Origin of the sequence: Streptomyces sp. NPDC002701 (assembly GCF_042889045.1) — a bacterium.
GTDB lineage: Bacteria > Actinomycetota > Actinomycetes > Streptomycetales > Streptomycetaceae > Streptomyces.
In genome coordinates, this window is record NZ_JBIAQL010000007.1 from 138,534 (window position 1) to 151,169 (window position 12,636).

The 12,636-nt window shown below is 71.0% G+C and carries 12 protein-coding genes; 6 read left to right on the forward strand and 6 right to left on the reverse strand.

Going from position 1 to position 12,636, the window contains the following annotated elements; all coding sequences use genetic code 11:
• The first annotated feature begins 52 nt into the window (after positions 1-52).
• The 5 genes from ACFYXC_RS21045 to ACFYXC_RS21065 all read left to right on the forward strand — a co-directional run bounded on the left by ACFYXC_RS21045 (position 53) and on the right by ACFYXC_RS21065 (position 4,562).
• Positions 53-1,954 carry a glycoside hydrolase family 76 protein gene (locus tag ACFYXC_RS21045; RefSeq protein WP_389553599.1) on the forward strand — a complete coding sequence of 634 codons (1,902 nt, stop codon included), beginning with the start codon at positions 53-55 and terminating at the stop codon, positions 1,952-1,954.
• Positions 1,955-2,029: 75 nt separating this feature from the next.
• On the forward strand, positions 2,030-3,112 hold the full coding sequence (locus ACFYXC_RS21050; RefSeq protein WP_389553600.1) for a YihY/virulence factor BrkB family protein: 1,083 nt from the start codon (positions 2,030-2,032) through the stop codon (positions 3,110-3,112).
• Positions 3,113-3,333: 221 nt separating this feature from the next.
• Positions 3,334-3,705 carry a phage holin family protein gene (locus ACFYXC_RS21055; protein WP_389553740.1) on the forward strand — a complete coding sequence of 124 codons (372 nt, stop codon included), beginning with the start codon at positions 3,334-3,336 and terminating at the stop codon, positions 3,703-3,705.
• Positions 3,702-4,130 (forward strand): DUF3618 domain-containing protein, encoded by a 429-nt coding sequence (locus ACFYXC_RS21060; RefSeq protein WP_389553601.1) that lies wholly within the window; start codon positions 3,702-3,704, stop codon positions 4,128-4,130. Before ACFYXC_RS21055 ends, ACFYXC_RS21060 begins: the two co-directional genes overlap by 4 nt.
• A gap of 159 nt (positions 4,131-4,289) precedes the next feature.
• Positions 4,290-4,562 carry a hypothetical protein gene (locus ACFYXC_RS21065; RefSeq protein WP_388919136.1) on the forward strand — a complete coding sequence of 91 codons (273 nt, stop codon included), beginning with the start codon at positions 4,290-4,292 and terminating at the stop codon, positions 4,560-4,562.
• A gap of 172 nt (positions 4,563-4,734) precedes the next feature.
• Here the strand turns inward: ACFYXC_RS21065 and ACFYXC_RS21070 are convergent, their stop codons facing one another.
• Both ACFYXC_RS21070 and ACFYXC_RS21075 read right to left on the reverse strand, forming a co-directional pair.
• Positions 4,735-6,006, reverse strand: coding sequence for a cation:proton antiporter (locus ACFYXC_RS21070; RefSeq protein WP_389553602.1), 1,272 nt, complete (start codon positions 6,004-6,006; stop codon positions 4,735-4,737).
• Positions 6,007-6,163: 157 nt separating this feature from the next.
• A complete protein-coding gene (locus ACFYXC_RS21075) occupies positions 6,164-6,766 on the reverse strand; it encodes a TetR/AcrR family transcriptional regulator (RefSeq protein WP_389553603.1) in 603 nt (200 codons plus the stop codon).
• A 156-nt stretch (positions 6,767-6,922) separates the two neighbouring features.
• Here ACFYXC_RS21075 and ACFYXC_RS21080 point away from each other — a divergent pair, with 156 nt between their 5' ends.
• Positions 6,923-7,471, forward strand: a complete 549-nt coding sequence (locus ACFYXC_RS21080; RefSeq protein WP_389553604.1) for a TetR/AcrR family transcriptional regulator — start codon at positions 6,923-6,925, stop codon at positions 7,469-7,471.
• Between the two features lie 76 nt (positions 7,472-7,547).
• Here ACFYXC_RS21080 and ACFYXC_RS21085 read toward each other — a convergent pair whose 3' ends face one another.
• The 4 genes from ACFYXC_RS21085 to ACFYXC_RS21100 all read right to left on the reverse strand — a co-directional run bounded on the left by ACFYXC_RS21085 (position 7,548) and on the right by ACFYXC_RS21100 (position 12,477).
• Positions 7,548-9,008, reverse strand: a complete 1,461-nt coding sequence (locus tag ACFYXC_RS21085; protein WP_388919124.1) for a GH1 family beta-glucosidase — start codon at positions 9,006-9,008, stop codon at positions 7,548-7,550.
• Between the two features lie 93 nt (positions 9,009-9,101).
• Positions 9,102-10,043, reverse strand: coding sequence for a carbohydrate ABC transporter permease (locus ACFYXC_RS21090; RefSeq protein WP_389553605.1), 942 nt, complete (start codon positions 10,041-10,043; stop codon positions 9,102-9,104).
• Between the two features lie 13 nt (positions 10,044-10,056).
• A complete protein-coding gene (locus tag ACFYXC_RS21095; RefSeq protein WP_389553606.1) occupies positions 10,057-11,052 on the reverse strand; it encodes a carbohydrate ABC transporter permease in 996 nt (331 codons plus the stop codon).
• A 111-nt stretch (positions 11,053-11,163) separates the two neighbouring features.
• The gene (locus ACFYXC_RS21100; RefSeq protein WP_389553607.1) at positions 11,164-12,477 is read right to left on the reverse strand and encodes an extracellular solute-binding protein; all 1,314 of its coding nucleotides are present in this window, start codon (positions 12,475-12,477) and stop codon (positions 11,164-11,166) included.
• Positions 12,478-12,636: the final 159 nt, after the last annotated feature.

Sequence of the window (12,636 nt, forward strand, 5' to 3'; positions counted from 1 at the left end):
CCGTCGGAGCGGCACACCTGCGCGCGCTCTTTCCCCAGAGAGGCGATACGTCATGGCAGCACGCCACCACCCCCTCCTCGGCGGACTCCTGGCCCTGTTCCTGGCACTGACCGGCCTCGTCGCCCTTCCCACCCCCGCCCGTGCCGCACCAGCGGTCTGCGCCCTGGCCTGCGACACCCTCGACCCCGCGAAGGCGCGACAGGAGACGTTCCCGGTGCCGGACCGGACCATCGGCGGCAGGACCCTGCGCCTGCACGTCTCCGACCCGGACAGCATGGCCTGGGCGAGCATCGACGACGGCGTGGCCGGCGACTCCGTCTGGCTGGACCGCTCCTGGGACCGTGGCGCCACCTGGGAAGGGCTCCTCGGCAGGGCGAGCGTCCCCGGTTCGTGGACCGGCACCCGCACCCTCATGTACAACATCACCGACCCGGTCGGGCACCGGCGCGGCTGGATCCGCGCCTGCGCCGACGCGGGCGCTGTGGCCTGCACCGACTGGGTCCATCCGCGGGTGTGCGACGGCACGTCCTGCGACGGCGCCGATCCCGCCACCGCGGCCGGCGACGCCACCCCGGTCCCCTCCACCACCCTCTTCGGACGCACCATCAGTCTGCACGTCGACCAGCGGGGCGGCATGGCCTGGGGCGTCATCGCGGGCGGCGGCGCGGGCGACGAGATCTGGCTGGACCGTTCCTGGGACGGCGGCGCGAGCCATCCCGAGGGCTCCTCCCTCGGCCGTACGAGTGTGCCGGCCGGGGCCGCCTCCACCCGGACCGCGATGTTCGCCACCCGGGATCCGCGCGGCCTGCTGTACGGCGGGGCCGTGCGCGCCTGCGGCCGCGAGGCCGCACACCAGGAGGGCAGCTGCACGGCCTGGGCCAGGCCCGCGCCGACCCGGGCCCGCGCCGCGGCGGACGCGCTGATGGCCTCGTACCACACGAACGAGGGCTGGTGGCGCAGCAGTTGGTGGAACTCCGCCGTCGCGCTCACCTCGGTCATCGACTTCGCCGAGCGCAGCGGCCGGCACGACTACGACTGGGTGATCGCCCGTACCTTCGAACAGAACCGGGGTGTCTTCCCCGCGGGCGGGCGCGGCTCGGACCCCATCGAGGGCCACTTCATCAGCCGGGCGATCGACGACGCGGCCTGGTGGGCGGTGGCCTGGCTGGCGGCGTACGACCACACGGGCGAGCGGCGTTACCTGGAGGAGGCGGTCACCATCACCGACTACGTCCACCGGTACTGGGACACCGGTACCTGCGGTGGCGGTGTGTGGTGGGACCGGGAGCGCACGTACAAGAACGCGGTGACCAACGGGCTCTATCTGTGGCTCACGACCTCGCTGCACCAGCGGATCGGCGGCGACACCGTCTGGGGCGGCCGCGCGGACACGGCGGCCACCTGGTACCTCGGCAGTGGAATGATCAACTCCTCGGGTCTGGTGAACGACGGGATCACCGCCGGCTGCGCCAACAACGGCCAGACCGTGTGGAGTTACAACCAGGGTCTCGCCATCGGTGCCTTCACCCAGTTGTGGCGGTCGACCGGGAACAGCCGGTACCTGGACACGGCCGAGCGGCTGGCCGACACCGCGATCTCCTCACCGGCCCTGACCCGTGGCGGTGTACTGACCGAGTCCTGCGACGTCGGCACCGCCTCCTGCGACGACAACCAGAAGCAGTTCAAGGGCATCTTCGTGCGGCACCTCGCCGATCTGGCCGACGCCACCGACTCCGCCGCCTACCGGGCGTACCTGGCCCGGCAGGCCGACTCGATCTGGACGAGCGACCGGGACCCGCTCAACCGCCTCGGACAACGCTGGTCCGGCACCGGACCCAACCCCTCGGACTGGCGTACGCAGGCCAGCGCGCTGGAGGCTCTCACCGCTGCTTCACAGCCGCTCGCCGAGCCGGACGTCCGCTCCCGGCGCGTCCGTGTCCCGACTTCACCGTGAGCGAGCGAACCCTTACCCTGCACATTCCTCCTGGCCACGACTCTTCGAACCGGGGCGACGGGTTACTCGGACCACATGACAAAACGGCACCTTCCTGGACGAAACCCGCATCCGACGGCGCAATCGGCCGATGATCACCCGCCGCCGCCGCCGTCGCCGTCGGAGCGGGCGGGTCCGGAACCGGAGGTCGAACGGGCGGCCCCGGACTCACCCACGAAGCTCCCCTCCGGCTCGTGGGGCGCGGTGCTCAAGGGCAGCCTGCGCGAGTTCAAGGACGACGACCTCACCGACCGCGCGGCGGCACTGACGTACTACACCGTCCTGGCGCTGTTCCCGGCGCTGCTGGTCCTGGTGTCCTTGCTGAGCCTGACGGGCCGGTCCACCACGGACAAGCTGCTGGAGAACGTCGGCCAACTCGCGCCCGGGGCGAGCCGGGACATCATCACCAGGGCCGTCGAGCAGTTGCAGAACAGCGCCGGCACCGGCTCGATCATGGCGATCGTCGGCGTGGTGCTGGCCCTGTGGTCCGCCTCGGGGTACGTGGCGGCGTTCATCCGGGCGGCCAACGCGGTCTACGACATGCCGGAGGGCCGGCCGGTGTGGAAGATCCTGCCGATCAGGCTGGCGGTGACCGTCGTACTGATGGTGCTGGCCGTCGTCAGCGCGCTGATCGTGGTCTTCTCCGGCGGACTGGCCAGGCGCGCCGGAGACGTCCTGGGGCTCGGGGACACCGCTCTGACGGTGTGGTCGATCGCCAAGTGGCCCGTCCTGGTCGTCCTCGTCGTCCTGATGATCGCGATCCTGTACTGGGCGACCCCCAACGCCAAGGTGCGCGGCTGGCGGTGGGTCACCCCGGGCAGTTTCCTGGCCCTGGTCATCTGGCTGCTCGCCTCCGCGGGCTTCGCGTTCTACGTCGCCAACTTCGGCTCGTACAACAAGACGTACGGCGCCATGGCGGGCGTGATCATCTTCCTGATCTGGCTGTGGATCACGAACCTGGCGATCCTGCTCGGTTTGGAGTTCGACGCCGAGACCGCACGTCAGCGCGCCATCGCGGGCGGGCACCCGCCGACGGCGGAACCGTACACGCAGCCGCGCGACACCCGCACGTGGGACGAGCAGGACCTGCGCCGGCTGGACCGGACGGACGGGACCTGAGCGGGTGCGGCGCGGTCCTCGGGCCACCGTCCGCAACGGACGCCGCCCGTTCGGCGAACTTCGCCCATATCGGGGTACTCGCGCTCATCAGATGGTCGGGCTCCACCGGGGAGGCCCGGCCGGCACACGTACGAGACGGGTTGAAGGTGGTGATCGCTGTGTCGAGTCAGCAGCCGTACCTCACAGGTTCCAGCCGCAGCCACAGCGCCGGGGACGAGCCGGTGGGCGAGCTGGTGCAGCGCGCCTCGCAGCAGCTGACGGAGCTGGTGCGCGGTGAGATGCGCCTGGCGCAGGCGGAGATGAAGGAGAAGGGCAAGCGTTACGGCAAGGGCGGCGGTCTGTTCGGCGGCGCCGGCCTGGTCGGATGCCTCGCCCTGCAGGCACTGGTCGCGACCGCGATCGCCGCGCTGGCGGTGCCGCTGCCGGTGTGGGCGGCGGCGCTCATCGTCACCGTGGTGCTGGGTGTAATCGCCGCGGTGCTGGCCATACGGGGAAAGAAGCAGGTCAAACAGGCCACACCGCCGGCACCTGAGCGGACCATCGACAGCGTGAAGGCCGATGTGGCCGAGATCAAGGAGAGTGCGAAGCGATGACCCAGCCGCCCCACGACGATCCCCCCGCGGAGAGCCCCGAGCAGTTGCGGGAGCAGATCGAGCAGACCCGTCAGGAGCTCGGCGACACCGTTCAGGCGCTCGCCGAGAAGACCGATGTCAAGGCGCGTGCCCAGGAGAAGGCGGTCGCCCTCAAGGACCAGACGGCCGCGAAGGCCGCTGAGCTGGGCGGACAGGCGAAGGACAAGGCGTCCCAGGCCGCCCAGCTGGTCCAGGAGAAGCTGCCGGACCCGGTCAAGGAGAAGGCCGCCGTGGCCGCCGAGCAGGTCAGGGCGAAGGCCGGGCAGGCCGGACAGCTGTGGCAGGACAAGGCACCCGAGCCCGTGCGCGACAACCGCAAGGCGCTCCTCGCCGCCGGCGCGGCGCTGCTGGTGGTCTGTGTGCTGCTGCGCCGCAGGAACAAGTAGGTGATGCCGGCAGTGGTCGTGCGGGGCGTGAGATCCGCCGAGGCATAGGCCGTGGCCGACCCGGGCGGTGCGCCGTCGCACGCCGGCCGACCGGCGTCCGGCGCGGACGCGGCGGCCGCGCCGGACGCCGCTGCCGCCACCGCGCGAAGGAGAGAACCCATGCCCGCTCGCCATGTGACACCCGCCCTGATAGCGGGCGGGACCACCGGCCTGGTCCTCCTGTTGCGCTGGACCGCCACCCGTTCCGCGCGCCGCGGGAGCCGACGCCAGGACGCGAGTTCGGCCCGTGCCCCGTGGCGCCGGACGGCGGCCGTCTGTGAACCGCTGTCACCGCACTTCTCCGTGCACGAGCGCGCCGCTCTGGAAGAGGCGGAGAAGCACGTGTACCGGTACTGGAACCGGCTCCGCAGACAGCTTCCGCCCAGCACCTGAGGGCCGCGGCCACACCGCGTGAGGGGCGGGGGGGCCCCCCGCCCCCGGGGGGGCCCCCCCCCCCCCCCCCCCCCACCCGGCCCCCCCCCCCCCCCGGGGGCCGGCGGCCCCCCGGGGGGGGGGGGGGGGCCCCCCCCGCTCCGGGGGGCCCCCCCGCCCCTCACGCGTTCCCTCAGGTGTCCTCCTGCCGCGGGGGCGACGCCGTCCGCAGCCGGTCGAGGCGACCCACCACCGGTCCCGCCGTGACACCGTGCAGGACCACCGAGACCAGCACGGTGAACGTCACCACCGCCCACAACTCCCGCTCCGGTACCGGGAAGTCGTGCTGTCCCAGCGCGTACGCGAGGTAGTACAGCGAACCGATGCCGCGGATGCCGTACCCCGCGACCACCCAGCGCTCCCACTTGCCCAGGCGGCTCCCCAGCAGCCCGGTCCACCCGGACAGCGGCCGGATCACCAGGAGCACCACCAGTGCGGTGACGGCACCCTGCCACGTCAGGGCCGCGAGGCCCCCGAGAGCGATGAAGGCGCCCAGCAGGAACAGCACCGCCGCGGTGAACAGGCGCTCTATCTGCTCCACGAAGTCGTGCAGGATGTTGTGGAAACCGTGGGCACGTTCGGCCGCCCGGATCGTGCACGCCGTGGTGAACACGGCGAGGAAACCGTAGCCTCCGGCCAGCTCGGTCATCCCGTACGACAGGAAGGTGGCGCCCAGGGCGACGAAGCCCTCCCGGTGCTCGGACAGGCGCAGCTCCGGCGAGCGGGGCCGGAAGAACAGCCAGCCCAGCAGGCGGCCGGCGAGCAGCCCGCCCAGCACACCGACGACGCACTTGAACACGACGTCCTCCAGCACCCAGGAGCCGGCCCAGTCGGTCGACCAGCCGCTTCCCGCGGCGGCGGCCAGCGCCACCGCCGCGTACGTCAGGGGGAACGCGAGCCCGTCGTTGAGTCCCGCCTCGCTGGTGAGGGCGAAGCGCACCTCGTCCTCGTCGTGCTCGTCCTCGGTGGGCTCGCCCACCCGTACCTCCGAGGCGAGCACCGGATCGGTGGGGGCGAGGACGGCGGCCAGCAGCAGGGCGGCGGCCGGCGGCCAGTCCAGCAGCCACCAGGCCACGAGTGCGGTGACCACGACGGTCAGGGGCATGGTGATGCCCAGCAGCCGCCAGGTCGTGCCCCATCTGCGCCGTCCGACGGGCCGGTTGAGGGCCAGCCCGGCACCCATCAGCGCGATGATCACGCCGATCTCGGTGACGTGCTCCGTCAGCAGCCGGTCGTCCACCGGGTCGACCTCGGGCAACGGCAGGGGCAACAGATACACACAGATGCCTCCCACCAGGAACACCAGCGGCAGCGAGAGCGGCCGTCCGGCCACCAGCCGCGGCAGCACCGCCGCGCCCAGCGCGCCCACTCCCACACACGCGAACAGTCCATCGCCTATCGTCACTGCGCTGCGCCCGTCCTTCCACCCACCACCGAAGGGCTCCGCACGCGCCGCGCGGAGCCACGGCCAGCACCGCAGGAGCGATCTTGGCTCACGCCCGCGTACCCGTCGGCGGCCCGGTGATGCGAAGCCGGCACAGTCGGCATGGCCACACGACGGTTCAGGTGCGTGCCAGCGCCCGGCGCCAGTGTCCGGTGACGTGCGTCCGCAGCACCTCCGTGTCGACGCGCCCGGGGTCGACCAGTCGCTGCATGCCGACTCCGCGGAGCTGCGCGACGATGGCGAGCGCGGTCGGGTCGGGTGCCACGTCGTCGCGGATCGTGCCGTCGGCGATACCGGCGGCGAGGTCTTCCCGCAGGTCCGCGAGGAACGCCTCGTCGCGCTCGCGGAAGATCGGGGTCAGGTCCGACGGTGTCGCGGCCTCGGTCCACAGTTTGAGGAAGACCCTGTTCGGCACGCCCATGCGGCCCAGTTCCCCGATGTACCCGTCGATCAGGCGCAGGAGACGGTCCAGTCCGGGCGGCAGGCCGTCGAGGCCGGGCACGAAGCCGGCCTGGGCCGCGCGCGCCAGGCGTTCGACGAGGGCCCGCTTGGAGCCGAAGTAGTGGGTCACGAGCCCTCGGCTGTAACCGGCGCGCTCCCCCACGCGGGCCAGCGTCAGCGCCCCCGCTCCCTGTTCGTCGACCAGCTCGGCGGCGGCGGCCAGCAGCGCGGCCTCGGCTTCGTCACGGCGCTGCTTCTGGGTGCGGCGAACGGTGGTCATGGGACGGACCCTATCAACAAACTTGTCAGCCGACCAACAAGTGCACAAGAATGGCGGCGTCGGCGGCGCGGTTCCGCGTCACCCCTGCGGTGACGGCCGCGGCGTGCGCGGACGCGCCCGGCCGGCATACCGCGGGACCGGAACGGAAGGCATCGGATGCGATCTCCTCGACGTGCCCCGCGATCGGACGCCCAGGAGAACCGCGCCCGCATCATCGAGACCGCGCGTGCCGCCTTCACCGCCGAACCCGCGGTGAGCCTCCAGGCGATCGCGAAGGCGGCCGGCGTCGGCCAGGGGACGATGTACCGCCACTTCCCGCACCGTGAGGCCCTGCTGCTGGCCGTCTACGAGGAGGAACTGGACGCACTGGTCGCACGCGCCGCGCGCCTGCTGGACGAGCACGGCCCCCTGGAAGCGCTCCGGCTCTGGTTCGAGCAGGTCGCCGCGGACGGCCGCAGCACCCGCGGAGCGGCCCAGGCCGTGGACGCCGCCACCCGCGCGGGCCGCCACCACCCGCCGGTCGTCGCCGCGCTGGACCTGCTGCTCCGGGCGGGAAAGGAGGCGCGGCAGGTGCGACCGGACGCCGAAGCCGACGAGATCCTGCTCCTGGGGACCTGCCTCTGGAGGGCGGACGGCGGCCCCGTCGGCCCGGACCGCAGCCGGCGCCTGCTCACCGTGATCATCGACGGCCTGCGCGCACCCTGAAGCGGCCGCCGGCCGCCCGGTCCCGGCCGGCGCGTCGCGGGCACCCGGACCCACGACCTGCCGGGCCGGGCCGGACTCACCGGTTCTCGGCGCCCCCGTCCGGCAGCGTGCCGGTACGGGCCACGTCGGCGTACCACCGCGCGCTGGCCTTGGGGATGCGCCGGCCCGTCGGGTAGTCGACGTAGACGGCGCCGAAGCGCTTGCTGTAGCCGTAGCCCCACTCGAAGTTGTCCAGCAGCGACCACAGGAAGTAGCCCCGCACGTCGGCGCCGGCACGGATCGCCCGCTGAACGGCCGACAGGTGGCCGTGGAGGTAGGCGATGCGCTCGGGATCGGCCACCTCGCCCTCCGGGTTGACGTAGTCGTCGAACGCGGCCCCGTTCTCGGTGATCATCAGGGGCATCGCGGGGAAGTCCGCCTTGAGCCGCATCAGCAGGTCGTACAGACCGCTGGGGTCGACCGCCCAGCCCATCGCGGTGGTACTGCCCGCGGGGCGGTGGAAGGCCACCTCGTCGGCGCCGGGCCAGGGGGTGTGCTCGCTCACCCCGTGGCCGTCGGAGCCGTGGCTCGCCTCGCCGTCGGTGGCGGAGACGACGGTGGGCGTGTAGTAGTTGACGCCCAGGAAGTCCAGCGGCTGGTGGATCGTGGCGAGGTCGCCGTCCTGCACGAAGGACCAGTCGGTGAGCCCTGCCGTGTCCTGGAGGAGATCCTGCGGGTACCGGCCCTCCAGCATCGGGCCGGTGAAGACGCGGTTGGCCAGGGCGTCGATCCGGCGGGCCGCGTCCAGGTCCTCGGCGGCCTCGGTCAGCGCGCGGACGTGGTGGATGTTCAGGGTGACGGACGCCTGCGCGCGGGCGGGCAGTTCGGCACGCAGCGCCTGAACGGCCTTACCGTGGGCGAGGTTGAGGTGATGGGCCGCGCGCAGGGCCGCGACCGGGTCGGTGCGCCCGGGGGCGTGCACACCGGAACCGTAACCGAGGAAGGCGCTGCACCAGGGCTCGTTGAGGGTGATCCAGGTCTTCACCCGGTCCCCCAGCGCCCGGGCCGCCAGGGTGGCGTAGTCGGCGAACCGGTCGGCGGTGCCGCGCTCCGGCCAGCCGCCCGCGTCCTCCAGATGCTGCGGCAGGTCCCAGTGGTAGAGCGTGACGACCGGTTCGATGCCCTTCTCCAGCAGGGCGTCGGCCAGGGCCCGGTAGAAGTCGAGCCCCTTCTGGACGGCCGGGCCGCGGCCGGTCGGCTGCACCCGCGGCCACGACAGGGAGAAGCGGTACGCGCTCACGCCGAGGTCGGCCATGATCGCGACGTCCTCGCGCCAGCGGTGGTAGTGGTCGGTGGCCACGTCACCGGTGTCGCCGTTGCGCACCCTGCCGGGCGTGTGCGAGTAGGTGTCCCAGATCGAAGGGGTGCGTCCGTCCGCGGCGGCGGCCCCCTCGATCTGGTAGGCGGCGGTCGCCGTGCCCCAGGTGAAACCCTGCGGGAACCGGACGGCGGTGGTGTTTTCCGGGGCGGGCGCGACACGTCGGGTAACGGTGGTCACGAGAGTCCTTCCAGAGGTACTGCGGGGCGGGGAGGCGAGGTGAAGAGGCGGCGGACGTCGGAGGGCCGCGGCAGACGGAGGCCGGCGGGCCACTCATCCCTTGACCGCTCCCTGCATGATGCCGCCGACGATCTGACGGCCGAAGACGATGAACATGACGAGCAGGGGCAGCGTGCCGAGCAGTGCGCCCGCCATGATCAGCGACTGGTCGCGTACGTATCCCGCGCTGAGCTGGGTGAGCGCGACGGGGACCGTCGGATTGGTCATGTCGAGCACGATGAACGGCCAGAAGAAGTCGTTCCAGGCGTGCACGAAAGTGATCATGAACAGTACGGCCATCGGCGGGCGGGCGATCGGCAGCACGATGCTCCAGAAGATGCGCAGGGAATGCGCGCCGTCCACCCGTCCGGCCTCGACGAGTTCGTCGGGCAGCGCCTCGCTCAGGTACTGCCGCATGAAGAACACGCCGACGGCGCTGACGAGCGTGGGGAAGATGACGGCGGGCAGCTTCTGGCCCCAGCCCAGTTCCGTCATCATCATGAACAGCGGGACGACACCGAGCTGCGGCGGCACCATCATCGTGCCGATCACCAGCATGAGCAGGATGTTGCGTCCCTTGAAGCGGAGTTTCGCGAAGGCGAAGCCGGCGAGGGTCGCGAACAGCACGGTGGACAGCGCGATCACGCCGGCCACGATCAGGCTGTTGAGCATCGCCTTGCCCAGCGCGGCGTCCTGCCATGCCTTGCCGAGGTTGTCCAGCAGGTGCGGCCCCGGCAGGAACGGGGGAGGCGTCTGGGTGACCCGCGTGTTGTCGCTCGACGCCGCCACCATCGTCCAGTACAGCGGGAACAGCGAGAACAGCGCGGCGATCCCCAGCAGGATGTAGGCCACGGGGCCGGCGTGGTGCTGGCGGCCGGCACCGGGGTGCCGGAACAGCTGCTTGCTGCGCTTGCCGGGCGGCGGGCTCTTGCGTGCCGTGTGCGCGGCCTCGGGACCGGCGTCCTCGGTCCGGACCGGGATGCTGTCTGTGGTCATGGGGATCTCCCGGTCAGGCCCGGCGCGCCAGGACGCGCTTGACGACTTGTTGGACGACGAACACGACGATGAGCAGCAGGAACATGGCCCAGGCGACCGTGGCGGCCCGGCCCATCTGGTAGTTCTTCCAGCCCTCCTCGTACAGCAGCAGTCCCAGCGTCTGGTACTGGTTGTCCGCTCCCCCGGTGATGCCGTTCGGGCCCTGGCCGAAGATCAGGGGCTCACCGAAGAGCTGGGTGGCGCCGATCGTGGACAGGACGATGGTGAACACGATGGTGGAGCGGATGCCCGGAACGGTGACCTTCAGGAACTGCTGCCACCGCGAGGCGCCGTCGATGGCCGCGGCCTCGTAACGATCGCGCGGGATCGCCTGCATCGCCGCGAGGTACAGCAGGGCGTTGTAGCCGGTCCAGCGCCAGATGACGATCGTCGAGATGGCCGTCTGCGCGGCCCACTTGTTGTTCTCCCAGTCGATGTTCTCCACGCCGACCAGGCTCAGCATCCAGTTGATCATGCCGAAGTCGCGCTCGAAGAGCATCGTGAACACCAGGGCCGCGGCACCCACCGACGTGGCGTAGGGCGTCAGGGCGGCGACGCGGAAGAACGTCGAGCCGCGCAGCTGGTAGTTGAGCAGGTGCGCGAGGCCGAGCGCCATCAGCAGCTGCGGCACGGTCGACAGGACACCGATGGTGAACGTGTTGAGCAGCGCGTTCCAGAAGCGCTCGTCCTCCCACAGAGCCGTGTAGTTGTCGAACCCGACCCACTCCATGAGGTTCAGGGTCGACAGCTCGACGCGGTGCAGAGAGATCCACGAGGTGTAGATCAGCGGGTAGAAGCTGAAGGCGGCGAAGACGACGAAGAACGGGGCGACGAAGGCGTAGGGGGCGCCGCGCACGTCGAGACGGTGCAGCAGCGCGCTGCGGCGCCGGCGCTCCGCGCCGGTACCGGTCCCGTCCGACGGGGCGGGGCCGGGGCCGCCGCTGGGGGGTGTCGAGGTGGAGATGGCCACCGGAAGGGGTCCTTCCTGGAGGGTGGGAGGGGCGGGCAGGGGCCCGGCGGCCCCGCACGGGCGGTGTGCGGGGCCGCCGGGCTGCCGCGGAGGAGGGCGACGGGGCCCAGGTCAGCCGGCGGCCTTCTCGATGCGCTTGTCCGTGGTCTTCCACGCCTCGTTCGGGCTCTTGTTCTGCGCCTCGATCAAGGTCAGACCCTGCGAGAAGATGTCCTTGATCGTGCCGTCCTTACGGCCGAGGACCTGCTCGTCGGGAATCTCCTTGGCCGCGGCCCCGAAGATCTGTCCGATGGGTGCGCCGCTGAAGTAGTCGGACTTGGCGTCCACCACCTCGGGCGTCTCCAGCGCGGTCTGCGACGACGGGAAGTTGCCGATCTCCTTGAAGAGGAACGCCTGCTGCTCGGGAGCGGTCAGCCAGGCGACGAGCTCCTGCGCCTCCTTCTTGACCGGGCTCTTCTCCATCACACCGAGGAACGATCCGCCCCAGTTGGCACCCTGGGGCGCCTTGGCGACGTCCCACTTGCCCTTGTTCTTCGGCCCCGCCTTCTCACTGATGTGCGCGAGCATCCACGCCGGGCAGACGGTGGTGGCGAAGGTGCTGTTGGCCAGGCCGGGGTCCCAGCCGGGCTGGAACTGGCGGAGCTTGGCGGTCAGATCGGACGTGGCGGCTTCGGAGGCCAGCTTCCACGCGTCCTTCACCACAGGGTTGGTCTCGTAGATGAGCTCGCCCTGCTTGTCGTAGAACTGCTGGGAGTTGCCGTAGATCATGGCGTTGAACAGCCCGCTGGAGCTGTCCATGTAGGCCACCTTGTCGGCCTTGGAGTTCTGCTTGAACCGCTTGCCCGCGGCGACGTACTTCGACCAGTCGCCCTCCCACAGCTTGGCGACCTCCTCGCGGTCGGTGGGCAGACCTGCCTGCTCGAACAGGTCCTTGCGGTAACAGACCGCCATCGGGCCGATGTCGGTGCCGAGGCCGATGACCTTCTTGTCCGAGGTGGTGACCTGGTTCTGCTTCCACGGAAGGAAGTGGTCGGTCCCGGCCGCGCCGGACAGATCGACGAACTTGTCCTTCTGCGTGTCGGACAGCTCCTTGGCCCTGCCGATCTCTATGCCCTGGATGTCCTTCAGCCCGCTGCCGGCGGCCAGGTGGGTCTGCAGGGCGGTGTAGTAGGTCTGCTCGTCGCCCGCGACGTCCGCCTTGATGACGATGTCCGGGTGCTCCTTCATGTACTTGTCGAGCAGACCGGTCTCCTTGAAGCCCATGACGCCGAAGAGCCCCATGGTGATGGTGGTCTTGCCGTCCTTCTTCCCCCCGCCGGTCCCGCCGTCGTCACTGCCTCCGCAGCCCACGACCAGGCCGAGAGCCGACACGGCCGATACGACGGCCACGGCTCGTGTGCGCAACTTCCTTCGGGCCTTGCCCATTTCGTCCTCCTAGCGGCGGCGCTGACGCACCGGAGTTCGAGCCCCCACGGTCCGCTCCGTAGGTCACGATTTGTCTGTTGGGTACGTTCCCAAATGATGATGGGAACGTACCCATTCAGAGGCCCGAAGCCTGACCGCCGCGAAAGGGTCCTGTCAAGA

Excerpts from the sequence above, each read along its gene's own strand:
- ACFYXC_RS21065 (WP_388919136.1), top strand. The coding sequence starts at position 4,290 with ATGCCCGCTCGCCATGTGACACCCGCCCTGATAGCGGGCGGGACCACC.
- ACFYXC_RS21090 (WP_389553605.1), bottom strand. The coding sequence starts at position 10,043 with ATGACCACAGACAGCATCCCGGTCCGGACCGAGGACGCCGGTCCCGAG.
- ACFYXC_RS21100 (WP_389553607.1), bottom strand. The coding sequence starts at position 12,477 with ATGGGCAAGGCCCGAAGGAAGTTGCGCACACGAGCCGTGGCCGTCGTA.
- ACFYXC_RS21045 (WP_389553599.1), top strand. The coding sequence starts at position 53 with ATGGCAGCACGCCACCACCCCCTCCTCGGCGGACTCCTGGCCCTGTTC.
- ACFYXC_RS21080 (WP_389553604.1), top strand. The coding sequence starts at position 6,923 with ATGCGATCTCCTCGACGTGCCCCGCGATCGGACGCCCAGGAGAACCGC.
- ACFYXC_RS21060 (WP_389553601.1), top strand. The coding sequence starts at position 3,702 with ATGACCCAGCCGCCCCACGACGATCCCCCCGCGGAGAGCCCCGAGCAG.
- ACFYXC_RS21075 (WP_389553603.1), bottom strand. The coding sequence starts at position 6,766 with ATGACCACCGTTCGCCGCACCCAGAAGCAGCGCCGTGACGAAGCCGAG.
- ACFYXC_RS21050 (WP_389553600.1), top strand. The coding sequence starts at position 2,030 with ATGACAAAACGGCACCTTCCTGGACGAAACCCGCATCCGACGGCGCAA.